We start from the raw sequence: 25,017 nt of genomic DNA on the forward strand, positions 1-25,017 counted from the left end.
GCGGTCCTCCTGCATGGCGGCGGACAACAGCCATTGCTGCCGCGCGCGGCGATGCTATGTTCCCGCCGGACGCGAATGGACGGGGGGGGAGGCATGGCGAGCGGAACATCACCGGCAAGCGGAAACGCACGTGTGCCTTCGAGCTTCCTGCTGGGCCTGCTGCTGGCCGCCGGCCTCGGGGGCATGCACGACCTGCGCGCCGCCGAAACCAGGGCTGCGGCGACAACCGCCGAACCCGAAGCGATCCGCCCGACCGGACAGCAGGACGCGGACCTCGCCCTCATGCGTCCCTGGCATCTGGCCAAGGGGCGCGTCCTGGACGAGCACCTGCAGGCCCTGGCCGCACGGGGCGATCCACGCAGCCTGCTGGCCGCGGCCCTGCTGTGGCCATCGGTCGAAGGCTGGCGCCAGATCCACGGCCCGACGCTGGCCGGCGGAAGCGGGCCGGACGGCGCGTGGTTACGCGCTGCCGCCGCGGCCCGCCCGCGCGATCCACGGGTGGCCTGGCTGGAGGTTTCCGGCTGCCGCCCGGGCTGGGAGTGCGATCCGGCGGCGGCGCGGGCATTCCTGCTGGAGAGCGCACCGGACGACATGAGCGTCCAGCTGATGGCCCTGGCCGACGCCTACCATCGCGGCGATGAAGCGGCGGCCGCAAACCACCTGCACGCCGCTGCGCGGGCGCCCCGGCGCTCGCTGCCCGTGGTCGACATGGGCCGGCTGCTGCTCGAGTCCATCGCGCCGGTGGAGGCGCCGCCGATGTCGCCGGCGGTGGCCGCCGCGGCCGGCCGGCTGCTCCAGCTCAATCGCCCCGCCACCGCCGGGGAGGCCTTCGGCCTGGACACGCTCGCGGTGTGGGCGGCCTTGCCGATGCCCGCCTACCAGCCGCTCGGCCGCCTGTGCGACGCCACCACCGCGCTGCCGGAGGGGCGCCGCGAGGACTGCCTGCAGGTCATGGCCCGCCTCGCCGACAGTCCGGTGATGATCGACGCGCTGATCGGCACCGTCCGCGGCGTGCGCCTGGCCGGCGACGGCGAGGCTGCGCCGGCGTGGCGCGAGCGCCTGCGCCAGCTGTACTGGGTCTACGAGAACAGCACGCGGCTGGTGTCCGGCCAGGCCGGTGCGCCCCTGCCGGCGGATTACATCGAGCGGCTCCTGGGCGAGGGCGACCGGATCGCGCTGGAGCAGGTGCTCGCCGCCAACGCCCTGCCGCTGCAGGCGCCGGCCGGATGGCTGCCAACCGATGCGCGCATGCGCGGCCTGGTCCAGGACGGGAGGGAGCCGGCGCCGGCCGTTTCGATGTCCCCGTCGGCGCGCTGACGGGCCCGGCCAGCCACGCCGTCGAGGCGTTCAGTGGGCGGGTACGGTCCGCTCCCGCGCCCATTCGCGCAGCGCCGCCACCTGCTCGGCCATCAGCACCGACAGCGGCCGCGTGCCGCGGACCTCGGCCATCAGCAGGTCGGTGTCCAGCGCGCGCTGTTCGGCGTGCGCGGCGTACAGGCCGGACACGATCGCCTGTTCGATCTCCGCGCCCGAGAACCCGTTCGAGGCGGCTGCCAGTGCCGGCAGGGCGAAGCCTTCCGGCGGCAGGCCGCGTTCGGCCAGGTGGATGCGCAACAGTTCGACGCGGGTCTCGGGATCGGGCAGGTCGACGAAGAAGATCTCGTCGAAGCGGCCCTTGCGCAGCAGTTCGGCCGGCAGGTGCTGGACCTGGTTGGCGGTGGCGACCAGGAACACCGGCGCGGTGCGTTCGGCCATCCAGGTGAGCAGGTAGCCGAGCACGCGCCGCGACACGCCGCCATCGCCGTCGCCGGCATCGGCCGACACGCCCTTCTCGATCTCGTCGATCCACAGCACGCACGGCGCCAGCTGCTCGGCCGAGGCCAGCGCCGCGCGCAGGTTCTGCTCGGTCTCGCCGTGGTACTTGGCGTACAGCGTGCCGAAGTCCAGCCGCAGCAGCGGCACGCCGAAGCCCCCGGCGATCGCCTTGGCCAGCAGCGACTTGCCGCAGCCCTGCACGCCGAGCAGCAGCACCCCGCGCGGCGGGTCCAGCCCCGGCGGCGGACTGCCGCCGAACGCCGCGCGGCGCTGGCCGATCCAGCGCTTGAGCCGGGCCGCGCCGGCCACGTCGTCGAAGCCGGCGGTGTCGTATTCGTAGTGCAGGTGGCCGCTGCGGTTGAGCAGCTCGAACTTCAGCTTCGCCAGCTGCGGCAGGTCCGAGGCGGTGAGCGCGCCGTCGGCATGGATCAGCTGGCGGGCGATGCGGCGCGCATCGTGCAGGTCCAGGCCCTGCAGGTGGCGCACGATCTGGCGGACCGCGTCTTCCTCCGCTTCGACCCGGCGCCCGCCGTTCTCGCGGGCGTAGGCGGCCGCCTCCTCCCTGACCAGCTTCAGCAGCGCCGGTGCATCGGGCAGGCGCGGGGTGAAACGCACGGCCAGCGCGTCCAGCTCGGCCGGCAGTTCGACCTTTGCCCCGACCAGCACCAGCACGTGCGGCTCGCAGCCACGGCGCTGGACGATGTCGCGCAACAGGCGCTGGTGGCTGGCATAGCCGAGGTAGGGGTGGAAATCGAGCAGCAGGTAGATGCCGCGCTGCTCGGCCTGGCGGATCGCGTGCAGCACCGAGCTCGCGTCGGGCGGGCCCTCGGCCGCGTCCTCCCGGTCCAGGTCCAGCCGGCGCAGTCCCTCGGTGATCGTCCAGCGGTGCAGCGCGCGCCAGACCTGCATCAGCGACTGCCGGAACAGTTCCACCACCCGCTCCTCGTCGCGGGTCTCGATCACGATCAGCGGGGTATTGGCCCGGATCAGGGCGGTCAGGTCCTGCAGCTGGCTCATGTCGCGTCCGTGGCGAAGGCCGGGGCACGATAGCAGCGGCCGGGGCGGCCTTCCTACCGCCTCCACGGGGCCCGGTGTACCCTGCGGTCAGTCGACGGGAGGCAAGCGCCGCATGAAGACGATCCTGGTGGCCGGTTCCAAGGGGGGAGTGGGCAAGACCACCATCGCCACGCACCTGGCGGCGCATTCGGCGCTGCAGGGCCGGCGCACCGTGCTGGCCGATGCCGATCCGCAGCGGTCGGCGACGCGCTGGGCCGAGCGCCGGGCCGAGCTGGACAGCGCGGTCCTGCCGATCGACGCGAGCCGGCGCCGCGCCTGGCGCACCTGGCTGCCCGACGACGCCGACCAGGTGGTGATCGACGCCCCGGCCGGCGCGCTCGCCGACGACCTGGACGCCTTCATCGAGCACGCCGATGCGATGGTGGTGCCGGTGCAGCCTTCGGCGCTGGACATCGAAGCCACCGTCGGTTTCCTCAACACCCTGGCCAAGGTGCCGCGCATCCACAACCGCAAGCTGCCGGTGGGGCTGGTGCTCAACCGGGCCAAGCCATGGACGAACGCCAGCCAGCAGGCGCTGGAAATGCTGCGGACCTGGCCCTATCCGGTGGTCGCGCAGCTGCGCGACACCCAGGCCTACGTGGTGCTGGTGGGCCTGGGGCGCAGCCTGTTCGACTACCACTCGGCGCAGGTGCGCGAGCACCAGGCCGACTGGGAACCGCTGCTGAAGTGGCTGGGCAAGGCCTAGGCCGAGGACGCGAATCCGATGCGACAAGTCATCCTGCTGCGACACGCGCATGCCGAGCCGGCCTCCGCCGGCCAGGCCGACCTGGACCGCCCGCTCTCGCCGGTCGGGCTGGCCGAAGCCGAGGCGGCCGGCCGCTGGCTCGCCGACCAGGGTCTGCTGCCCGACCGCGTGCTGTGCTCGCCCGCGCGCCGCACCCGCGAAACGCTGGAGGCGGTGCTGGCGGTGACCGGCTACGCCGAGCAGCGGCTCGAGGACGCCATCTACGAGGCCACGCCGGGCACGCTGATCGGGCTGCTGCAGGACCAGCGCGAGGTCGAGCGGCTGCTGCTGGTCGGCCACAACCCGGGCCTGGAGCGCCTGGTGGCGCTGCTCGACAGCGGCCAGACCAGCGACTATCGCGGCATGCCGCCGGCCGGAGTCGCGGTGCTCGCCTTGCCGGAACTTCCGGCGCCCGATCCGATCGAACCCGGCCTTGGCCGGCTGACGGCCTTCTGGTGGCCCTGATCCGATGTGGAAACCCGAACGATATGCGTGGCTGCTGTCCGCGGCCCTCGCCGTCGTCGCGACGCCGGTCCCCGCGCAGGCCCCCGCGCAGGCCCCGGTAACGACCGCCGTCGTCGATACCGGCCGCAGCTGGCTGGGGTTCGAGGTGCGGACCCGCTTCGGCCAGCGCATGGCCGGCGAGTTCCCGCGCTATGACGGCGTGGTCGAGCACCTGCCCGACGGCCGCCACCGGGTCCGGCTGCGGGTCGCGACCAGCGAGGCCGTCATCCCCGACCGGCCGCGCTACACCGCGTGGATGCGCAGCCAGAGTTTCTTCGACGCCATCCGCCATCCGTGGATGGAATTCGTCTCCGAGCCCTACGGGCCTGAACTGCTGCGCGACGGTGGCGCCCTGCGCGGCCGCCTGAGCCTGCGCGGCGTCGCCCGCGACGAGGAACTGGTGGTGGCCCCGGCGGCGTGCGCACGCCCGGGCCTGGACTGCGAGATCCTGGTCGCCGGCTCGATCGAGCGCGCCGACTACGGCATGCGCGAATGGCAGTTCGCCCTGGCCGACGAGGTGCGGCTGGAAGTGCGGGTGCGGCTGCATGAGGCCACGCCGTGAGCCCAGTGCCGCGGGCGTTGCTGGTCCTGCTGCTGCTGTCCACCGCCGCCTGCAGCTCGCTCGGCGAACGCCAGCACGCGCGCGCGACGGCGGTGGCCATGGCCGCCCGCGACGCGACGGTGGAGTGCGAGCGGCCCGACAACTGCGCCGCGCCGTCGGAGCTGCGCGCACTGGCGGGCGCGGCGTTCGCCGATTCGGCCGCGGCCTCGGGCGCGCCGCGCCACTACGCGCTGATCCTGGACAAGGGCGGGGACGCGCTGCTGGCGCGGATCAACCTCATCCGCAGCGCGACCCGCCGGATCGACCTGCAGACCTACATCTTCGACAAGGACGACAGCGCGCGGCTGGTGATCGACGAACTGCTCGCCGCGGCCCGGCGCGGGGTCAGGGTGCGCGTGCTGATCGACCAGCTCTCGGCGATCGCCGACCTGCAGGTGCTGGCGGCGCTGTCCGGCGCGCACCGCAACCTGGAGCTGCGGATCTACAACCCGACCTTCAACCTGGCCATGCCGAACTACATGCACTACTCGGCCAGCGTCATCTGCTGCTTCCGCCGCTTCAACCAGCGCATGCACAACAAGCTGCTGGTGATCGACGACGCGGTCGGGATCTCGGGCGGGCGCAACTACCAGGACGACTATTACGACTGGGACGCCGAGTACAACTTCCGGGACCGCGACGTGCTGGTCGCCGGGCCGGTGGTGCGCGAGATGGAGCGCAACTTCGCCGAATACTGGAGCGACCAGCGCAGCGTCCCGGTGGAGCGGCTGGACGATGTCGCCGCGCTGCTGCTGGCGCAGGGGGTGCCGCCGTTGCCGCCGCCGCCGGCGCTGCGGCCGGGGCGCGTGGAACGGATGTCGCGCGCGGCCGGCGATGCGGCGCTGGTGCGCGAGCGGCTGGTTTCGCGGGCGATCCCGGTCGGCGCGGTCGAGTACCTGGCCGACCTGCCACAGAAGCACCACGAGGGCGCGGGCGGCAGCGAGGGCCATGGGGTCGCCGGCCTGGCCGGGCTGCTCGCCGATGCGCAGGAGGAGATCCTGCTGCAGACCCCCTACCTGGTGCTGTCCGACAGCGCGCTGGACATCTTCCGCGCACTGCGCGCGCGCGAGGCGCCGCCGCACGTGGTCGTGTCGACCAACAGCCTGGCCGCTACCGACAACCCGATCGTCTACGCGCTCACCTACAAGTACAAGCGCCGCAACGTGCGCGAACTGGGCTTCGACATCTTCGAGTACAAGCCGTTCCCGGCAGACGCGCCGGTCGAACCGGAGCCCGGCGCCGCGGGCCCGCCCTCGGTGGCCCGCAGCGAGCTTCCCGGGGCCGGCAGCGGGGGCCAGGAAGATTCCGGCGACGCGGAAGGGCAGGGCCAGGTCGAAGACAAGCTGCGCACCGAGACGCGGCCTTCGCTGCTGCGCACCAGCGCGCCGGCCAACCGGCCGGTGCCGGTCAGCGGCGACGGCCCGCGCACCGGGCTGCACGCGAAGTCGGTGGTGATCGACCGCCGCATCGGCGTGGTGGGTACCCACAACTTCGACCCGCGCAGCGAGAACTACAACACCGAGGCGGTGGTGGTGATCGAGGATCCGGCATTCGCCCGCGCGCTGGCCGAGAGCATCGCCCGGGACATCGCCCCGGAGAACTCCTGGACCGTGGCCCCGCGGGATAAGCCGCCGGTGCTCTCCGGGTTGAACTACAGCATGGGCAAGGTGCTCGAGGCCTCGCCGGTGCTCGACCTGTGGCCGTGGCGCTACGCCACCAACTATGCGTTCCAGCCCGGCCCGGAGTGCCCGGCCCCGCTGCCCCGGCGGCACCCGGATTTCCATCGCTGCTACCTGCCGGTGGGCGACTTCCCGGAGGTCAGCCTGGGACCGAAGTCGATCTTCACGCGCATGCTCACCGCGTTCGGCGCGGGCCTGGTGCCGATCCTCTAGCGGGCGGCGTCGCTGCACGCCACCGGCCGGTTGCACACGCGACCTGCACGGCGACTCGTCCGCAATGCACGGCGATGGACGAGCCGCCGCCATGACCCCGGTGCCCGCGCGGGCAGTAAAGTCTTCCGCTCTCGTGCCCGCGGGCGGAAGCGGCCGGCGCCGCCCGCCGTCCGTGCCCGCACCGCGTCCGGCCGGCGTGCCGTCCGCGGCGGGCGGCCAGCACGATTCCGCGGCGCCCACGGTGTGGACGGTGGGGCATTCCACCCGCGGGGCGGCGGAGTTCCTCGGCCTGCTGCGCGACCACCACATCGAGGCGGTGGCCGACGTGCGGCGCTTCCCGGGCTCGCGCCGCTACCCGTGGTTCGCCGGCGACGCGCTCGCAGTCGCCCTGCCCGCGGCCGGGATCGCCTATCGCTGGCTGCCGCAGCTGGGCGGCCGCCGCAAGGTCCAGCCCGGTTCGCCCAATGGCGGCTGGCGCAACGCGTCCTTCCAGGGCTACGCCGACCACATGGCCAGCGCCGAATTCGCCGAAGGCCTGGCCTCGCTGCTGGAGCTGGCGTCGGACCGCCGCACCGCGCTGATGTGCGCCGAATCGCTATGGTGGCGCTGCCACCGCGCGCTGGTCGCCGACGTGCTCAGGCTGCGCGGGTTCGAGGTGCTCCACATCCTCGATGCCACCCACCTGCAGCCCCACCCCTACACCGCGCCGGCGCGGATCGTGGACGGCGTGCTGTCCTATCCGCCGCCGCAGCCGGACCTGTTCCCGGCCTGAGGCGGCGCGGCCGGCGAGGGCCCACCGTGCCGGCCCGGCGCGCGATAATCCGCGCACCGCCAGCCTCCGGATCCGCCATGGCCTTCCGCGCCCCCGTCTCCATCGACGCGCTCAACGCGCTCAGCCGCGGCACGCTGATCGAACACCTCGGCATCGTCTTCACGGAAGCCGGCGAGTACTGGGTGCGCGCGACCATGCCGGTCGATCCGCGCACCCGGCAGCCATACGGGTTGCTCCATGGCGGCGCGTCGGTGGTGCTGGCCGAGACGCTGGGCAGCAGCGCCGGCAACCTGTGCCTGGACACGCGCGAGCAGATGGCGGTGGGGCTGGAGATCAACGCCAACCACCTGCGCGCGGTGCGCGAGGGCACGGTGACCGGCACGGCGCGCGCGTTGCACGTCGGCCGCACGACCCAGGTGTGGGAGATCCGGATCGAGGATGCGCGCGGTCGCGCGGTCTGCGTGTCGCGGCTGACCCTGGCGGTGGTTCCGGTGGCGCATCCGGCGTAGGTGCCGCCCGCGCCGACGCGGTGGGGCACGCCCCGGTGCGGTGATGGATCGGGCGCGTGCAGCCGCTGCCGTCGCCGCGGTATCCACGACGCGCCACGGCACGGTATCGTGCGCGTCCATGGACCACGCCCCCCCACGTGCGGCCCGCTCCGGCGGCTTCCTGCGCGTCTTCCGCTACCTCTACCGCCTCCCGCTGCTGCTGCTGCACCTGCTGGTGCCGCTGCCGCTGACCCTGCTGTGCCTGGCGCCGCCGCTGGCCCGCGTGCAGTGGGGCCCGGAGACGCTGGGCGACCGCGCGGTGCGGGCCTGGTCCGGTGGCCTGCTGTGGATCTTCGGCTTCCGCCTGCGCCGCTTCGGTACGCCGTTGCCGGGCGCGACCCTGTTCGTGGCCAACCACGTCAGCTGGATCGACATCGAGACCCTGCACAGCCAGCGGATGATGGGCTTCGTTGCCAAGCGCGAGATCGCCGGCTGGCCGCTGGTCGGCTGGCTGGCCGCGCAGGGCCAGACCATCTTCCACCAGCGCGGCAGCACCGATTCGCTGACCGGCGTGCTCGAGCTGATGGTCGCGCGGCTGCGCGAGGGCCGTTCGGTGGGCGTGTTCCCGGAAGGCCGGACCCGCGGCGGCGAGGCGGTCGGCCCGTTCCATGCGCGGATCTTCCTGGCCGCGGTCGAAGCGCAGGTGCCGGTGCAGCCGGTGGCGCTGCGCTACGGCCACCGGGGCGACGCGCAGACCGTGGTGGCCTTCGCCCCGCGCGAGAACTTCCTGCAGAACTTCCTGCGCCTGCTCGGCGAACGCCCCCGCGTGGCCGAGGTGCATTTCCTGGCGCCGATCCCGCCTGGCAACGTCGACGGGCGCCGCCGCATCGCCGAGCTGGCGCGCGAGCGCATCGTCGCGGCGATGGAGCAGGCGTAGGACGCTGCGGTCCCCGCGCCGTACTTGCGCCGCGGATGCTGCGGTGCAGAATGGCCTGGCGTCCCGCCCTCCGATCGCCATGCTGACCGCCTCCGACTATCAGCCGCCGCGCCTGCTGCGCAATCCGCACCTGCAATCGGTGCTGGGTTCCAGCAGCCTGCGCCGCCATCGCGGCCTGCGCGCACTGGCGTCCAGCGGCGCGGCAACCACCGAGCACATCCTCGATGGCGGCAACGGCGCGCGCCTGCAGGGCTGGCACAGCTGCCTCCCCGGCCGCGAACCGCGTGGCACCGCGCTGCTGCTGCACGGCTGGGAAGGCAGCGCCGAGTCCGGCTACATGCGCCTGACCGCCGCGCGCCTGCTCGCCGGCGGCCTGGACGTGTTCCGCCTCAACTTCCGCGACCACGGCGACACCCACCACCTCAACGAGGGCCTGTTCCACTCCAACCGCCTGGACGAGGTGGTGCATGCGGTGGCCGACATGGTCCGCCGGCTGCGCGTGCGCGACCTGGTGGTGGCCGGCTACTCGCTCGGCGGCAACCACGCGTTGCGCCTCGGCCTGCGCGCGCCGGTGGCCGGCTTGCCGCTGCGCCGGATCGCCGCGGTCTGCCCGCTGGTGGACCCGGCCGCCACCATGACCAGCATGGAACAGGCGCCGCAGATCTACGACTGGTACTTCCGCCGCAAGTGGCGCAGTTCGCTGGTGCGCAAGCGCGCCCTGTTCCCCGAGCACCATGCCTACGACGATGCCACCCTGGCCCTGGGCATGCGCGGCCTGACCGCCTGGCTGGCCGAGCGGTATGCCGGCTTCGAGCGGGTCGAGGACTATTTCGACAGCTATTCGATCGCCGGCGACCGGCTTGCCGCGCTGGAGGTCCCGGCGAGCATCCTGATGGCCGAGGACGACCCGGTGATCCCGTTCGAGCATTTCCGCCGCTGGCGGCTGCCGGCGCAGGCCGAGCTCGAGGTGGCGCGCTGGGGCGGGCACTGCGCCTTCGTCGAGAACCTGTCGGGCGACGGTTTCGCCGAACGCTGGGTCGCCGAGCGGCTGATCGCGGCGGTGCCCGCGCGCTGAAGGGCACCCGGTGGCGCGGTAAACTGTCGTTTTTCCGCGGAAGAACCCCCGATGCAGGAACGGATCCACGAGGCGCTGCGGCGCAATGCCGTCGACGAAGCCCTGGAGCTGGCCCGCGACTGGGTCGCGCAGGCGCCGGAGGACGTCGACGCCCGGCGCAGCCTGGCCGCGGTGCTGGCCCGCTCCGGCGACAGTGAAGGCGCGCTGGCGGCGCTCGACCAGGCCATCCTGCTGGCGCCGGAAGCGGCCGGCCTGCATTTCGAGCGGGCCGGCCTGCTCATGCTGGAGCGGCAGCTCGGCGAGGCCCAGGCGGCGCTGGCGCGCAGCCTGGGGCTGGACCCGAACCTGTTCCGCGCCTACCTGCTGAAGGCGCGGCTCGCGCTGGTGGAAGGCGACCTCGAAGAAGCCGAGCGCCTCAGCGCGATGGCCGGCCGCATCGTCGCCGACGATCCGCAACTGCTGGTGATCGACGCGATGGTGGCCCTCCGCCGGGGCGATGCCGCGCGCGCCATCGCATTGGCCGCGCGGGCTTCCGAAGAGTTGCCCGAGGACCCGCAGGCGTTGTCGGTGCTGGGGATGGCCCACGCGGCCAGCCAGCACTGGGCGTTCGCCGAGCAGGCGTTCCGCCGCGTGGCCGGCCTGGTGCCCGACGCGCGCGCGCTGCAGCCGGTGATCGCGCAGCTCGTGCACCGGCAGGGCCGCGCCGGCGACGCCGCCGACCTGCTGCGTGCGCTGCTGGACGATGGCGGCGCCGGTACGGACGCGTTGCGCAAGGCCACCGCCAGCTACGAGCTCGACGCCGGACGCTGGCAGCAGGCCGCCGCGCGCATGCAGCCGGTGCTGCTGGCCGATCCGGGCGACCGCGAGGCGCTGGCGCTGTCGATGCGCGCATGGCTTGGCGGGGCCGACCGCGAAGCCGGCCTGCGGACGCTGGAAACGGCACTGGCCAGCCGTCCGCGCGATCCGGAGCTGTGGATCGCGCGCCTGTCGCTGGAAGCGCAGGGCAGCGCCGGCAGCGGCGATGTCCTCGCCCGCTGGCGCGAAGCGATGCCCGACCACGTCCCGGCGCTGGAAGCTGCGCTGTTCGCCGCGGTGCGCGGTGGCGACGGCCAGGCCGCCGAAGCGGTGGCCCGGCGCATCCTCGAGCTCGAGCCGGGCCGGACCAGTGGCGAGCAGGTCCTGGTCGAGCTCCAGCTGGCCGACGCGCCGGACGCCGCGCTGGAACGGGCGGCCGCGCTGGCCGCGGCGCAACCGACCCCGCAGGCGGCCGAAGAGCTGCAGCACTGGCGTGCGCGCCTGCTCGACCGTGCCGGCCGCACCGCCGAAGCCGTCGCCCTCTGGCTCGAACTGCAGCAGGCGCGGACTGCCCGTTCCCCGGCACCGCCGCCGGTCTCGCATCCTGCAGGTGGCCTGCCCGGCATGGGCGCGACGCCGGGCCCTGGCCGCGCGTTGCTCCTGTGGGGCGCGCCCGGCTCGGGCATCGAACGCGTGGCCAGCCTGCTCGAGCACGCCGGCGCGCCCGTGCTGGTGGACCGCTTCTCGCACCGGCCGCCGGGCGATGCCCTGCAGCGTGGCGAAAGCGGTTCGGCGCTCGTGGAGGGCGGGCTCGAGCCCGCCGCGGTGGTGCGTGGCTGGCGCGACGCGCTGCCCGACCGAGGGGCGCCCGCAGGCACGGTGATCGACTGGTTGCCGTGGTGGGACAACGGCCTGCTGCTCGCGCTGCGGCCGTACCTGCCCGAGGGCGTGCTGGTCGCGGCGCTGCGCGATCCGCGCGACATGCTGCTGGACTGGCTGGCCGTGGGCTCGCCGGCCCCGGTCGCATTCGCGTCGCCGGACACGGCCGCCGCGTGGCTGGCCGACACCCTGGCGCAGCTGGCCGGGCTCGTCGAAGGCCAGCTCTATCCGTCGGTGGTCCTGCGCCTGGACGAAGGCATGCATGCCCCGGATGTGCTCGCCACCGTCGTCGGCGATGCGCTCGGCGCCCCGCTGCCGGCGATCGCGCCGGGACCCGGGATGGTCAGGCTGCCGGCGGGCCGCTGGCGCGCCTACGCCGACGTGCTCGCCGGCCCGTTCGCGCGCCTGGCGCCGGTGGCCGCGCGCCTGGGCTACCCTGAAACCTGAGTCCGGCGAGGAGCAGCGACATGCGCATCTGGAGCGACAGTTTCGAGCATCGCGGCCCGATCCCGGCCGGATTCGCCATGGGCCAGCCCGACGGCTTCGCCGCCAACCGCAACCCGCACCTGGCCTGGGACGGCGTGCCCGGGGGCACCCGCTCGTTCGCGCTGCTGTGCATCGACCCGGACGCGCCGACCGTGCCGGAGAAGGTCGGGCGCGAGGACGTGGAGATCCCGGTGGAGCAGCCGCGCGGCGACTTCGTCCACTGGGCGGTCGCCGACATCGACGGCGACGCGCGCACCATCGACGCCGGCAGCTGCAGCGACGGGGTCACCGCCCGCGGCAAGCAGGCGCCGCCCGGGCTGCCCGGCGCGCGCCAGGGCCTGAACGACTACACCGGCTGGTTCGCCGGCAACGCCGAGATGGGCGGCGACTACCACGGCTACGACGGGCCCTACCCGCCATTCAACGACCTGCGCGTGCACCGCTACTTCTTCCGCCTGTTCGCGCTGGACGTGGCCCGGCTCGAGCTGCCGGCGCGCTTCACCGCCGCCGACGTACAGCGGGCGATGCAGGGCCATGTGCTGGCCGAGGCGACGGTGTACGGGACCTACTCGCTGCATCCGTCGCCAGGCTGACGCGTCCGGCGACGCCGGCCCGCATGCAAAAAAAAAACCGGCCCCAGGGCCGGTTTTTTTCTGCCGCGGGTGGTGCCGCTCAGGGCTTCACCTGCTCCGATTCGACCACCATGTCCAGCACGTACGCATGGCGCGAGGCATCGGCCGGGACGTCGGTGCGCGTGTAGCGGTCGATGCGCAGCACGTTGCGCACGCCCGGCTGGTGCGTGTAGCCCTCGATCTCGTCGAAGAAGTTCTGCCACTCGCCGGGCTCGCCGGTGCGCAGGCCGTTCCCGTCGAAGCGGATCTCGCGCACCTGCAGGCACTGCTTGTCCGGAATCAGCGGATGGCTGCAGGGCTTCGTCTCGGGACCGACCTCCAGGAAGATCCGCTCGCCGGGGCCGCCGAAGCGGGTCGCGGCGGTCGGCGTGCCCTGGAACACCAGGCGGTCGCCGCCGGCATTGGTCAGCACCAGCTCCGGGGTGTCGCCGGCGGTGGCGGCCAGGGTCAGCGCGCCGGCGAGGCGCTTGCCGACCTCGGCATCCAGCGCGGTCAGCTTCGGGTCGGCGCACGCCATCAGGGTCGACGCCATCTGGCCCAGGGTGAGCGTGGTCCCCTCCAGGGTGAAGCCGCCGGCCATCCGGTTGCAGGTGTTGGACACCGACACGCGTCCGTCGGCGAAGTCGAGCTGGACCGGGGCGTCGGGACGGGCGAACAGGGCCTCGATGCGCTGGCCCTGGGCATCGGTGGCCGTGGTCAGCTTCCAGTGGTGGGCGGGCAGCAACGCCGCCGCGTCGGCCACCGGCGACTCCATCGGCGGCGGCGCGGCCGGGTCGGCGGCGGTGGTGGCCGGCAGTTCGCCAGGCGGCGGCTCGGCGGGGTCGGCGGGCCTGTTGCAGGCGGCCAGGGCCAGGGCGAGCGGCAGCGCGAGGGCGGGAAGCAGCAGGCGGCTTGGCGGCAGTCTCATCACAACCTCCGGGAAGGGCCGGCCGGGCCGGCGGGGTGTCGATACAACGGCTGGATGCGCCCGCCGGGGTTCGGCGGGCGTGAAGACGCCGGTCAGGCCCCGCCCGGCATCAGCGCCAGCAGCAGGGCGCCCAGCACGATCCGGTAGACCGCGAAGCCGGTGAAGCGGTGCGCCTTGATGTAGCCCATCAGCCAACGCACGACGACGAAGCCGGTCAGGGCGGCCGCGGCGAACGCGACCGCGACCGAGCCCCAGTCCTCGCCGGCGAGGTCGCCGTCCATCGCCAGTTCGAGGAAGGCGAAACCGCTGGCGGCGAACATGGTCGGGATGCCGACCAGGAACACGAACTCGGTCGCCGAGGCGCGGCGGCTGGTGCCGGCGAGCATGGCGACGAAGATCGCCGCGGCCGAGCGCGAGGTGCCGGGGAAGATGCCGGCCACCACCTGCGCCAGGCCGACCAGCACGGCGACCTTCCAGGTGACCGCGGCCACGTCGCCGCGCTTGCCGGCGTAGTGCTCGGCCACCAGCATCCAGATGCCGCCGATGACCAGCGCCCAGGCCACCGGGGTCACCGTTTCGGGCAGCTTCCAGCCGGCCAGCCGCAGCGGCAGCCCGACCAGCACGGTGACCAGGAAGGCGACCCCGAGCTTGGCGACGTAGTCGCGGTTGGCCGGCTCGCCCAGCCCCGTCGCCAGTTCCCACAGGCGCCGGCGGAAGGCCAGGGTCACGGCGAGGATCGCGCCGGCCTGGATCACGATGTTGAAGAAGTCCGAGCGCGGGCCCAGCCAGTGCTGGGCGATCAGCAGGTGGCCGGTGCTGGAGATCGGCAGGAATTCGGTCAGGCCCTCGAGGATGCCGAGCAGCAGGGCGGCGAGCAGGTCGGACACGTGGGCAGGCGGCACCGGAGCGGGCTGCACAGGATAAGCCACCGCGCCGCACTGCCCGAATGCACCAATTTGGTTCTGCGCGCGCACCAGAATGATGCACCGTATTGGTGCTATTGCACCGCGCCGGGTCCGGCGTTCAATCAAATCAATGCCTTGTGAACGTGCGTGACTTGGCACGCGGCCTGCTACGGCAGGGGTACCCATCAACCCCGAGGTTGCAAGCGATGTCCGTGGAAAACGTTGAGAAGCTGATCAAGGACAACAAGGTCGAGTTCGTCGACCTGCGGTTCGTCGACATGCGCGGCATGCAGCAGCATGTCACCTTCCCGGTGAGCATCGTCGAGCCCTCGCTGTTCGAGGACGGCAAGATGTTCGACGGCTCCTCGATCGCCGGCTGGAAGGGCATCAACGAGTCGGACATGGTCCTGCTGCCGGACGCCGACACCGCGGTGCTCGACCCGTTCACCGCCGACCCGACCCTGATCCTGACCTGCGACGTGCTCGACCCGGCGACGATGCAGGGCTACTCGCGCTGCCCGCGCGGCATCGCCAAGCGCGCCGAGTCCTACCTCAAGTCGCTGGGCATCGCCGACGTGGCGTTCTTCGGCCCGGAGCCGGAGTTCTTCATCTTCGACGCCGTGCGCTTCGCCAACGACATGGGCCACACCTTCTTCAAGATCGACTCGGAAGAAGCGGCGTGGAACTCGGGCACCAAGTACGAAGGCGGCAACACCGGCTACCGCCCGGGCGTGAAGGGCGGCTACTTCCCGGTCGCCCCGCACGATTCGCTGCACGACCTGCGCGCCGAGATGTGCAAGACGCTCGAGGAGTCGGGCATCGAGGTCGAAGTCCACCACCACGAGGTGGCGACCGCCGGCCAGTGCGAGATCGGCACCAAGTTCAACACGCTCGTCAAGAAGGCCGACGAGCTGCTGACCATGAAGTACATCATCAAGAACGTCGCCCACCGCAACGGCAAGACCGTCACCTTCATGCCCAAGCCGATCGTCGGCGACAACGGCAGCGGCATGCACGTGCACCAGTCGCTGGGCAAGGACGGCAAGAACCTGTTCACCGGCGACGGCTACGGCGGCCTTTCGCAGCTGGCGCTCTGGTACATCGGCGGCATCTTCAAGCACGCCAAGGCGATCAACGCGTTCACCAACTCGGGCACCAACAGCTACAAGCGCCTGGTGCCGGGCTTTGAGGCGCCGGTGATGCTGGCCTACTCGGCGCGCAACCGCTCGGCCTCGTGCCGCATCCCGTGGGTGTCCAACCCGAAGGCGCGCCGCATCGAGATCCGCTTCCCCGACCCGCTGCAGTCCGGCTACCTGACCTTCACCGCGCTGATGATGGCCGGCCTGGACGGCATCAAGAACCAGATCGACCCGGGCGCTCCGTCGGACAAGGACCTGTACGACCTGCCGCCGGAGGAAGAGAAGCTGATCCCGCAGGTGTGCTCGAGCCTGGACCAGGCGCTCGAGGCGCTGGACGCCGACCGCGAGTTCCTGAAGGCCGGCGGCGTGATGAGCGACGACTTCATCGACGGCTACATCGCGCTGAAGATGCAGGAAGTCACCAAGTTCCGCGCCGCCACGCACCCGCTGGAATACCAGCTGTACTACGGCAACTGAGTTGGAAGCGGCGCGCGGGGTTGGGGAACCCCGCGCCCACGTGACGCGCCCGGCGATGCCGGGCGCCTGAGGAGAGAGAAGCGGCACGCAGCACAGGGGAAGCAAGAGAGAGATTCACGGGCCTGCACGACCTCCCCCAAGAAGTCGGGTGCAGCCTGCGAATCGGTGCGCCGCCGCCGTCATGGAGCGGCCATGTCGACCGGGACGCCGGGTCCGCTGGACCCGGCCGCTCCCCGGGGTTCCGAACGCCGGCCCGCGTGGCCGGACCCTCCACCATCGGGATGCGAACATGAAACTGATCACCGCAATCATCCGGCCGTTCAAGCTCGACGAGGTGCGCGAAGCCCTCGCCCAGGCGGGCGTGTCGGGAATCACCGTGACCGAAGTGAAAGGCTTCGGCCGCCAGAAGGGCCACACCGAGCTGTACCGCGGGGCCGAGTACGTCGTCGATTTCCTGCCCAAGATCAAGATCGAGACCGTTGTGACCGACGAGCGCCTGGACGCGGTGCTGGAAGCGATCCAGCAGTCGGCCGGCACCGGCAAGATCGGCGACGGCAAGATCTTCGTGACCGCCGTCGAGCAGGTCATCCGCATCCGCACCGGCGAAATCGGCGCGGACGCGCTCTAACCCCACCCGGAGTACAGCCCATGAAGATCCGTCTGCTGTCCGGGTGGAAGACCCGGTTCTATGCCGTCTGCCTGACCATGCTGGTCAGCGCCCTGGCGGTCACCGCGTTCGCCGGTCCGGCGTTCGCGCAGGAAACCGCCGCACCGCCGGCCACCGAAGCGCCCGCCGACGCCGCCGCGGTCGCGGTCGCGCCCACCGAGGCGGCTGCCGTCGCCGCAGCGGCCGCCGCCGAGAACGTCGCCGGCGAAGCGGTCGCCGAAACCGCCGCCGCCGAACCCGCGCCCACCGTCGACAAGGGCGATGTCGCGTGGATGCTGACCTCCACGCTGCTGGTGCTGCTGATGGTGGTGCCCGGCCTGGCCCTGTTCTACGGCGGCATGGTCCGCTCGAAGAACGTGCTGTCGGTGCTGGTGCAGGTCGCGGTCGTGTTCTCGCTGCTGTCGGTGCTGTGGATCGTCTACGGCTACAGCCTGGCGTTCTCCGGCGACGGCGCGTGGGTCGGCAACCTCGACAAGCTGTTCCTCAAGGGCGTGACCGTCGAGACGCTGGCCGCGACCTTCACCGCGGGCGTGAGCCTGCCCGAGTACGTGTTCATCGCCTTCCAGCTGACCTTCGCGGGCATCACCGGCGCGCTGATCGTCGGTGCGTTCGCCGAACGGGTGAAGTTCGCCGCGGTGCTGCTGTTCGTGGTGATCTGGTTCACCCTGGGCTACCTGCCGATCGCGCACATGGTGTGGGCCGCCGGCGGCTACCTGTTCGAGAAGGGCGCGCTGGACTTCGCCGGCGGCACGGTCGTGCACATCAATGCCGGCGTGGCCGGCCTGGTGGGCTCGTACTTCGTCGGCAAGCGCCTGGGCTACGGCCAGGTCGCCATGAAGCCGCACAACGTGACCCTGACCTTCGTCGGCGCGTCGCTGCTGTGGGTGGGCTGGTTCGGCTTCAACGCCGGTTCCAACCTGGAAGCCAACGCCGGCGCGGCGCTGGCCTTCATCAACACCCTGGTCGCCACCGCCGCGGCGGTGCTGGGCTGGGCGCTGACGGAGAAGGTGGTCAAGGGCAAGTCCTCGGCGCTGGGCGCGGCCTCGGGCATGGTCGCCGGCCTGGTCGGCATCACCCCGGCCGCCGGCACCGTCGGTCCGTTCGGCGCGGTGGCCATTGGCTTCGCCGCCGGCGTGATCTGCGTGTGGGGCGTCACCGGCCTGAAGAAGCTGCTCGGCGCCGATGACAGCCTGGACGTGTTCGGCGTGCACGCGGTGGGCGGCATCGTCGGCGCGATCCTGACCGGCGTGTTCTCGGCCGATTCGCTCGGCGGCGTCAAGGCCGTGGCCGACGGCTACTCGATCGGCGGGCAGGTCGTGACCCAGGCGCTGGGCGTGGGCCTGACCGTGCTCTGGATCGGCGTGGTCTCGGTGATCGGCTATTCGATCGCCAGGCTGGTGTTCGGCCTGCGCGTGAACGAGGAGTCCGAGCGCATCGGCCTGGACATCACCTCGCACGGCGAGTCCGCGTACGAGTCCTGATCCGGATGCATCCGTCCCGCGGCGCAATGCCGCGGGACGGCGTTCCTCCTCCGGTGCGGCCGGCTGCGTCCGGCCGCGACCGGCGATGCGCACGGCCGGGGGGCGTCGCGCTCCCGCCATCGCCAAGGTGATCCCCGTGTCTCCCGCCTCTCCGCGGCCCCGTCCCGTCCATGCCGGCGCATCCCCGAGCCGCGGCCGGCGCTTGCCTTCGCCGCCGGCCCACGCTGCAATGGGCCATGGTCGTCCGCTGGCTGTGCCTGCTGTTCCCCGCCCTGCTGCTGTGCGCCTGCGCGCAGGCGCCGGGCCGCAAACCGCTCGCGCCGTGGGAACCCACGCCGAACCACCACCCGCGGCGCGCGCGGTTGGCGGCCGGGCGCGGGCGCGCCGGCGCCGGTCCGCAATCCGCTCGCGCAGTGGGAACCCTCGCCGAACCACGACGCGCGGCGCGCGATCGTGATCGTGATCCACGCGACCGAGCAGGAGTCGGCGGCGCAGAGCCTGCACACGCTGAGCACGCGCAACAGCGGCGGTCCGGTGAGCGCGCACTACCTGGTCGGTTCGGACGGCCGCCTGTACCAGCTGGTCGAGGATTCGCGCCGCGCCTGGCATGCGGGCGGTGGCAGCTGGGGCACGATCGACGACCTGAACTCCGCGTCCATCGGCATCGAGCTGGACAACGATGGCGCTGAACCCTTTCCGCCCGCGCAGGTCGCCACGCTGCTGCGCCTGCTCGACGACCTCTGCACCCGGCTGCGCATCCCGCGCCATGCGGTCATCGCCCACGCCGACATGGCGCCGACGCGCAAGCGCGACCCGGGGCCGCGGTTCCCGTGGCGCGACCTCGCCGCGGCCGGCTATGGCCTGTGGCCCGACCCCGCCGACGGTGAGCCGCCACCCGGCTTCGATCCCTGGCTCGCGTTGCAGGCGATCGGCTACCCGCTGGACGACCGCGCGGCCACCGTCCGTGCCTACCGCCGCCACTTCCGTGGCGACGAGGCCGACGCGCTCGACGCGGACGACCACCGCATCCTCCACTCGCTGGTCCTGCAGGCCCGCCGGCTGCGCTGAGGGCGGATCCCGTCGCGGATCGCGCCCCGGCCCGCTTTGCACTAAATTGGTGCAATGAGCATGGCCACGCCCGTCCCGACACTCGATCCGATCCTGGAGCAGCTGGGCACCCCCGTGGCGTGGGCTGACCGCCAGGCCCGCATCACCGGCATGAACCCGGCGTTCCCGCGCTGGCTGGGTGTCGGGGTACGGCGCCTGCTGGGCCAGCCGCTGGCCGCGCTGGAACTGGAAGGCGACGCCCTGGCGCGGTTCCTGGACCAGGACGAGCGCGAGGTCCTGCGCCTGCACCGCATCGCCCTGGGCATGCCCGGCGAGGCGCCGAGGTTCGCCGACGGCTGGGTGACCCGCACCGCCGATGGCTGGCTGCTGGAAGCCCACCCGGTCGATGCGTTCCCGGCCCCGGATCCCGCCCAGGCCCTGCCGGGGGCGCTGCAGGCCGCGCTCAAGGGCCTGGCCCATGAACTGCGCAACCCGCTGGCCGGGCTGAAAGGCGCGGCCCAGCTGCTGGCCCGCCGCACCAGCCAGCGGCCGGACGAGGGCGGCGAGGCCGAACTGGTCGAACTGATCGGCGCGGAGATCGACCGCCTCAGCCAGCTGGTCGACCAGCTGCTGTCGCCGGCGCCGCAACGCCCCCACGCACCGCTGAACATCCACGCCGTGCTCGAGCGCGTGCTGCGCCTGGCCGAGGCCGAGGGCGGCTGGACCATGCGCGTGCAGCGCGACTACGACCCCAGCATTCCCGAATTTTCCGGGGACGCCGACCGCCTGACCCAGGCGGTGTGGAACCTGGTGCGCAACGCGCTGCAGGCCGGCGCCTCGATGATCATCCTGCGCACCCGGGTCGAGAGCGGCCTGCACATCCGCGAGCACCTGCATGCGCGCGCGCTGCGCGTGGAGATCGTCGACGACGGCCGCGGCGTGCCGGACGAACTGGCCGAACACCTGTTCCTGCCGCTGGTCAGCGGCCGCGCCGAAGGCACCGGCCTGGGCCTGGCGCTCGCCCACCAGGTCGCGCGCGAGCACCGCGGTTCGCTGACCTTCCGCTCCCGTCCGGGGCACACCGTGTTCACCCTGCTGCTGCCGCAGAACGACGCCGAAGGAGGCACCCCCGCATGACGAGCGCCGACAACCGCCGGGTCTGGGTGGTCGATGACGACCGCTCGGTGCGCTTCGTGCTGGCCACCGCGTTGCGCGACGCCGGCTACGAGGTCGACGGTTTCGAGAACGCGGCCAGCGCGCTGGCCGCGCTGCGCGTGCGTGGCGCGCCGGACCTGCTGTTCACCGACGTGCGCATGCCCGGCGAGGACGGGCTGGTGCTGCTGGACCGGCTCAAGGCCGCGCACCCGCAACTGCCGGTGATCGTGATGTCGGCCTATACCGACGTGGCCAGCACCGCCAGCGCCTTCCGCGGCGGCGCGCACGAGTTCCTGTCCAAGCCGTTCGACCTGGACGACGCGGTCGCACTGGCCGCGCGCGCGCTGCCCACCGCCGCCGCGCACCCGCCCGAGCCGGAGCCCGCGCCGGTCGTGGACGGCGCCGCGACGGCGCAGGAGCTGATCGGCGACACCCCGGCGATGCGCGCGCTGTTCCGCGCGATCGGGCGGCTGGCGCAGGCACCGCTGTCGGTCCTGATCACCGGCGAGACCGGTACCGGCAAGGAGCTGGTCGCCAGCGCGCTGCACCGCGAGTCGCCGCGCTCCGGCGGGCCGTTCGTCGCGCTCAACACTGCGGCCATTCCCGCTGAACTGCTGGAGAGCGAGCTGTTCGGTCACGAGGCCGGCGCCTTCACCGGCGCCCAGCGCCGCCACGTCGGCCGCTTCGAGCAGGCCGACGGCGGCACCCTGTTCCTGGACGAGATCGGCGACATGCCGGCTTCGCTGCAGACCCGCCTGCTGCGTGTGCTCGCCGAGGGCGAGTTCTTCCGCGTCGGCGGCCGCGAGCTGATCCGCGTCGACGTGCGCGTGATCGCGGCCACCCACCAGGACCTGGAGGCGCTGGTCCAGCAGGGGCGTTTCCGCGCCGACCTGCTGCACCGGCTCAACGTGGTCCGGCTGCAGATTCCCGCCCTGCGCGAGCGGCGCAGCGACATCCCGCTGCTGGCCGACACCTTCCTGCACCGCGCCGCGCGCAAGCTCGGCGCAGGCGCCAAGCGCTTCGAGCCGGCGGCACTGGCCGCGCTGCAGGCGATGGACTGGCCGGGCAACGTGCGCGAACTGCAGAACCTGTGCTGGCGGCTGGCCGCGCTCGCGCCCGGCGAGACGATCACGGTGGACGACCTGGGCGACGTGCAGGCGCCTGCGCCGGGCGTGGTGCCTGCATCCGCGCCTTCGGCGCCGGCCGAATGGGACCGCCAGCTGGGCCTGTGGGCGCTGGCCTGCCTGCAGGCGGGCGCGCGCGAACTGCATGCGGAGGCACGCGAACGCTTCGACCAGGCGCTGCTCCATGCAGCCCTGAAGCACACCGGCGGCCGTCGCGTGGAGGCGGCGGCGCTGCTGGGCGTGGGGCGCAACACGATGACGCGCAAGCTCGGGCCTGGACGCAAGCGGCGCTGAGCCAGGCGCTGCAGCGATCGCGGGGACGCGGCGCGCGTTCATGCGGCCTGAACCGCGGCGCGACTTATCCTGAGGCCTGGACCTTCCTGGAGACCGCCCCATGCGCATCGCACCCGCCCCGCTGGCCCTGGCCGGCTCGCTCGTCGTCCTCGCCGCCTGCAGCAGCACGCCCAGGGCCCCGGCCCCGGCAGCGCCTGCACCCGCCACCAGCACCGCCCAGCAGGCGGTGGCGGTGCTGGCGTCGGCATCCGGCAGCCGGGTGAGTGGCAAGCTGACGCTGGCGCCGATGGGCGATGGCGTGCACATCAGCGGCGACGTCGGCGGGCTGCCGCCGAACACGCCGTCGGGCTTCCACGTGCACGAGAAGGGCGATTGCAGCGCGGTCGACGCCACCAGCGCCGGGGCGCACTTCAACCCGGCCGGCAGCGCCCACGGCCGCGCCGGCACGGCGACCCACCATGCCGGCGACATGGACAACATCGTCGCCGATGCCAGCGGCGTGGCGAAGGTCAACGTGCACCTGCGCGGCGTCACCCTCGGCGGCGGCGCGGCCAACGACATCGCCAACCGCGCGGTGATCGTCCACGCCGCGGCCGATGACTACCACACCCAGCCCACCGGCAATGCCGGTGCGCGCGTGGCCTGCGGGGTGATCAAGGTCACCCGCTGAGGTCGTCGAGGGGTTCCGGCCGGCGAGCGGCGGGCCGGAACCGGCTCAGGACCCGGCCAGCAGCGCGCGCGCGTCGGCCTTGCCGTCGCAGTGCACGAATAGCACCGGGATCCCGTGCGCTTCCAGCACCGCGGACAGCTGCCGCTGGCGGGCGAGGAAATGCTCGTACACCCGCTGCAGGCGGTCGCAGTCGCCCTGGCCGTGGTGGTAGTGGACGCACCAGCCGGCCGGGTCGAACAGCGCCATCCGCGCCTCGCCGCCTTCCACCCGCAACAGCGGCTCGGCGCCCTGGTCCAGCCATTCGACCGACGCCGGTGCCAGCAGCGCGGCCTCGACCAGGTTCCACAGCGGCGCCAGGCCCTGGTTCTCGTACTGCATCGCCATCATCGCGGCCAGGTCGTGGGCGCTGAAGTAGCGGGCATGCTCGATCCGCGCGGCGAAGCCGTCCTGCGCGGCCAGCGCGGTCTCCGGCTGCGCCATGCCGAGCGCCAGCAGCTTGTCTTCCAGCGCCTCGGCCGTCGCGGCGAGCGCGGCCGCGTCGCCGGCGAGCAGGAACGGCAGCACGCGCAGGCCGCCGCCGGCCAGCGCCGGATCGGCCTGGAACGGCAGCGGCACCTCGCCGGCCGCGTCGGCACCGAAGGCGAGCACGCGCGGCCCCTGGTCACGCCCGGGGGCGCGCGCATGCAGCTCCTGCAGGCGCTGGTGCAGCGGCCAACCGGGGCGCAGCACTTCGGCCGGATCGAAATGGGCGGCGGCCAGGACCAGGTCCAGGCCGGGCACGCCCTCGGCCAGCCGGGACAGGTCGCGCCCGACCCGCATCGCCAGCTCGCCGGCCGGGCCGGGCGGCAATGCGGCCTTGCCCGGCGCCTCGCCGCCGGCCAGTTCCAGCGCGAACACCCCCCTGAAAACCGCCTCAGCCATGCGCGGGCCTCCGCGTTGCGACGCCACGCGTGCGCGCCGCGCGTGGGGGAATTCCATTCATGCCGGGGTGGGTCTGGCTCATTGGCCGCCTGACGGGTCGGGGCTACACTGCCGCATTATGCATTCGGCCGCGTATGCAGGCCGTCCCCACGAACGGAATCCGCCCGAGGTCACCGCATGCCAGCTGTCCGCCCCGTCGCCATCCTCGGCGGCGTCCGCATCCCGTTCTGCCGCCAGAACACCGCCTATTCGGACGTCGGCAACCTCGGCATGTCGGTCCGGACCCTCGGCGCCCTGGTCGAGCGCTTCGGCCTGCACGGCCAGCAGCTGGGCGAAGTGGCGATGGGCGCGGTGATCAAGCACTCCTCGGACTGGAACCTGGGCCGCGAGGCGGCGCTGTCGTCCGGCCTGTCGCCGCTGACCCCGGGCATCACCCTGCAGCGCGCCTGCGGCACCAGCCTGGATTCGATCATCACCGTCGCCAACAAGATCGCCGTGGGCCAGATCGAGTCGGGCATCGGCGGGGGTTCGGACACCACGTCCGACGTGCCGATCGTCTACGGCAAGAAGCTGCGCGCGCGCCTGCTGGCCGCCAACCGCGCCAAGACGACCAAGGACAAGATCGCCGCGTTCAAGGGATTCAAGCTGTCCGAGCTCAAGCCCGAGTTCCCCGGCGTGGCCGAGCCGCGCACCGGCAAGAGCATGGGCGACCACTGCGAGGACATGGCCAAGCAGTGGAGCATTTCCCGCGACTCGCAGGACGAGTGGGCGGTGTCCTCGCACCGCAAGCTGGCCGCCGCGTACGAGCGCGGCTTCTTCGCCGACCTGGTCGCGCCGTTCCGCGGCGTGGAGCGCGACAACATCCTGCGCGCGGACACCTCGCTGGAAAAGCTGGCCACGTTGAAGCCGGCGTTCGACAAGGTCTCCGGCCGTGGCACGCTGACCGCGGCCAATTCCACCCCGCTGACCGACGGCGCCGCCGCGGTGCTGCTGGCGTCGGAAGAATGGGCGCGCAGCCACGGGCACGAGCCGCTGGCGTACCTGCGCGACGCGCAGGTCGCGGCCGTGGATTTCGTCCATGGCGAAGGCCTGCTGATGGCCCCGACCGTCGCGGTGCCGGAGATGCTCCGCCGCCATGGCCTCACGCTGCAGGACTTCGACCTCTACGAGATCCACGAGGCGTTCGCCGCGCAGGTGCTGTGCACGCTGCGCGCGTGGGAGAGCGAGGACTACTGCCGCAACCGGCTGGGCCTGGATGCGCCGCTGGGCCGGATCGACCCGGAGAAGATCAACCCGGTCGGCTCCTCGCTGGCCACCGGCCATCCGTTCGCCGCCACCGGTGCGCGGGTGGTGGCGACCGCGGCCAAGCAGCTCAAGGAACGCGGCGGCGGCCGCGCGCTGGTCTCGATCTGCACCGCCGGCGGCATGGGCGTGGTCGCGATCGTCGAACGCTGAGCGTGGCGGGTGGAGCGGAAGGGCGGCTTCGGCCGCCCTTCGTCGTTTCGCGCCGCGCGCTGCTATCGTCGGGCGACACCACGCGGAGGGGACGCGGC

22 protein-coding genes and 1 pseudogene are annotated in these 25,017 nt (G+C 72.7%); 19 read left to right on the forward strand and 4 right to left on the reverse strand.

All coding sequences use genetic code 11. The features are described 5' to 3' along the window. Positions 1–132: 132 nt before the first annotated feature. Positions 133–1,317 carry a hypothetical protein gene (locus tag ACA089_RS12765; protein WP_372017336.1) on the forward strand — a complete coding sequence of 395 codons (1,185 nt, stop codon included), beginning with the start codon at positions 133–135 and terminating at the stop codon, positions 1,315–1,317. Positions 1,318–1,347: 30 nt separating this feature from the next. Here ACA089_RS12765 and ACA089_RS12770 read toward each other — a convergent pair whose 3' ends face one another. Beyond that, on the reverse strand, positions 1,348–2,832 hold the full coding sequence (locus ACA089_RS12770; RefSeq protein WP_372017338.1) for an AAA family ATPase: 1,485 nt from the start codon (positions 2,830–2,832) through the stop codon (positions 1,348–1,350). A 112-nt stretch (positions 2,833–2,944) separates the two neighbouring features. Between ACA089_RS12770 and ACA089_RS12775 the strand changes: the two genes are divergently transcribed. From ACA089_RS12775 to ACA089_RS12820, 10 genes are all read left to right on the forward strand, one after another. Next, complete coding sequence (locus ACA089_RS12775; RefSeq protein WP_372017339.1) at positions 2,945–3,577, forward strand: ParA family protein; 633 nt, start codon at positions 2,945–2,947, stop codon at positions 3,575–3,577. A gap of 18 nt (positions 3,578–3,595) precedes the next feature. Next, positions 3,596–4,081, forward strand: coding sequence for a SixA phosphatase family protein (locus tag ACA089_RS12780; protein WP_372017341.1), 486 nt, complete (start codon positions 3,596–3,598; stop codon positions 4,079–4,081). Between the two features lie 4 nt (positions 4,082–4,085). Further along, a complete protein-coding gene (locus ACA089_RS12785; RefSeq protein ID WP_372017343.1) occupies positions 4,086–4,682 on the forward strand; it encodes a YceI family protein in 597 nt (198 codons plus the stop codon). Continuing rightward, positions 4,679–6,613, forward strand: coding sequence for a phospholipase D family protein (locus ACA089_RS12790; protein WP_372017345.1), 1,935 nt, complete (start codon positions 4,679–4,681; stop codon positions 6,611–6,613). Before ACA089_RS12785 ends, ACA089_RS12790 begins: the two co-directional genes overlap by 4 nt. Before the next feature lie 196 nt (positions 6,614–6,809). Continuing rightward, on the forward strand, positions 6,810–7,385 hold the full coding sequence (locus ACA089_RS12795; RefSeq protein WP_372017778.1) for a DUF488 domain-containing protein: 576 nt from the start codon (positions 6,810–6,812) through the stop codon (positions 7,383–7,385). A 77-nt stretch (positions 7,386–7,462) separates the two neighbouring features. Beyond that, the gene (locus tag ACA089_RS12800) at positions 7,463–7,894 is read left to right on the forward strand and encodes a hotdog fold thioesterase (RefSeq protein ID WP_372017347.1); all 432 of its coding nucleotides are present in this window, start codon (positions 7,463–7,465) and stop codon (positions 7,892–7,894) included. Between the two features lie 118 nt (positions 7,895–8,012). Continuing rightward, entirely contained in the window at positions 8,013–8,810 is a 798-nt protein-coding gene (locus ACA089_RS12805; RefSeq protein WP_372017349.1) for a lysophospholipid acyltransferase family protein, read from the forward strand. Positions 8,811–8,892: 82 nt separating this feature from the next. Then, on the forward strand, positions 8,893–9,885 hold the full coding sequence (locus ACA089_RS12810; RefSeq protein ID WP_372017780.1) for a YheT family hydrolase: 993 nt from the start codon (positions 8,893–8,895) through the stop codon (positions 9,883–9,885). 51 nt (positions 9,886–9,936) lie between these two features. Then, complete coding sequence (locus ACA089_RS12815; protein ID WP_372017351.1) at positions 9,937–12,006, forward strand: adenylate cyclase; 2,070 nt, start codon at positions 9,937–9,939, stop codon at positions 12,004–12,006. A 20-nt stretch (positions 12,007–12,026) separates the two neighbouring features. Then, positions 12,027–12,638 carry a YbhB/YbcL family Raf kinase inhibitor-like protein gene (locus tag ACA089_RS12820; RefSeq protein WP_372017353.1) on the forward strand — a complete coding sequence of 204 codons (612 nt, stop codon included), beginning with the start codon at positions 12,027–12,029 and terminating at the stop codon, positions 12,636–12,638. A 79-nt stretch (positions 12,639–12,717) separates the two neighbouring features. Here ACA089_RS12820 and ACA089_RS12825 read toward each other — a convergent pair whose 3' ends face one another. Further along, entirely contained in the window at positions 12,718–13,584 is an 867-nt protein-coding gene (locus ACA089_RS12825; protein ID WP_372017355.1) for a DUF4377 domain-containing protein, read from the reverse strand. 92 nt (positions 13,585–13,676) lie between these two features. Continuing rightward, positions 13,677–14,471 (reverse strand): undecaprenyl-diphosphate phosphatase, encoded by a 795-nt coding sequence (locus tag ACA089_RS12830; RefSeq protein WP_372017356.1) that lies wholly within the window; start codon positions 14,469–14,471, stop codon positions 13,677–13,679. Positions 14,472–14,695: 224 nt separating this feature from the next. On the opposite strand from ACA089_RS12830, the gene glnA reads away from it, so the two are divergent. The 7 genes and pseudogenes from glnA to ACA089_RS12865 all read left to right on the forward strand — a co-directional run bounded on the left by glnA (position 14,696) and on the right by ACA089_RS12865 (position 22,543). Beyond that, entirely contained in the window at positions 14,696–16,105 is a 1,410-nt protein-coding gene (gene glnA, locus ACA089_RS12835; protein WP_372017358.1) for a type I glutamate--ammonia ligase, read from the forward strand. 289 nt (positions 16,106–16,394) lie between these two features. Continuing rightward, the gene (locus ACA089_RS12840) at positions 16,395–16,733 is read left to right on the forward strand and encodes a P-II family nitrogen regulator (protein ID WP_162375855.1); all 339 of its coding nucleotides are present in this window, start codon (positions 16,395–16,397) and stop codon (positions 16,731–16,733) included. Positions 16,734–16,753: 20 nt separating this feature from the next. Further along, a complete protein-coding gene (locus tag ACA089_RS12845; protein WP_372017360.1) occupies positions 16,754–18,253 on the forward strand; it encodes an ammonium transporter in 1,500 nt (499 codons plus the stop codon). 375 nt (positions 18,254–18,628) lie between these two features. After that, positions 18,629–19,321: pseudogene (locus ACA089_RS12850) on the forward strand (N-acetylmuramoyl-L-alanine amidase); the annotation flags it as partial. A gap of 60 nt (positions 19,322–19,381) precedes the next feature. Then, the gene (locus ACA089_RS12855) at positions 19,382–20,437 is read left to right on the forward strand and encodes a two-component system sensor histidine kinase NtrB (RefSeq protein WP_372017362.1); all 1,056 of its coding nucleotides are present in this window, start codon (positions 19,382–19,384) and stop codon (positions 20,435–20,437) included. After that, positions 20,434–21,873 (forward strand): nitrogen regulation protein NR(I), encoded by a 1,440-nt coding sequence (gene ntrC / locus ACA089_RS12860; RefSeq protein ID WP_372017364.1) that lies wholly within the window; start codon positions 20,434–20,436, stop codon positions 21,871–21,873. Before ACA089_RS12855 ends, ntrC begins: the two co-directional genes overlap by 4 nt. Before the next feature lie 100 nt (positions 21,874–21,973). Further along, the gene (locus ACA089_RS12865) at positions 21,974–22,543 is read left to right on the forward strand and encodes a superoxide dismutase family protein (protein WP_372017366.1); all 570 of its coding nucleotides are present in this window, start codon (positions 21,974–21,976) and stop codon (positions 22,541–22,543) included. A 45-nt stretch (positions 22,544–22,588) separates the two neighbouring features. Here the strand turns inward: ACA089_RS12865 and ACA089_RS12870 are convergent, their stop codons facing one another. Further along, positions 22,589–23,464, reverse strand: coding sequence for a hypothetical protein (locus ACA089_RS12870; protein WP_372017368.1), 876 nt, complete (start codon positions 23,462–23,464; stop codon positions 22,589–22,591). Between the two features lie 177 nt (positions 23,465–23,641). On the opposite strand from ACA089_RS12870, the gene ACA089_RS12875 reads away from it, so the two are divergent. Further along, positions 23,642–24,919 (forward strand): acetyl-CoA C-acetyltransferase, encoded by a 1,278-nt coding sequence (locus ACA089_RS12875; RefSeq protein ID WP_372017370.1) that lies wholly within the window; start codon positions 23,642–23,644, stop codon positions 24,917–24,919. Positions 24,920–25,017: the final 98 nt, after the last annotated feature.

Source organism: Pseudoxanthomonas fibrivorans (assembly GCF_041464125.1).
GTDB lineage: Bacteria > Pseudomonadota > Gammaproteobacteria > Xanthomonadales > Xanthomonadaceae > Pseudoxanthomonas.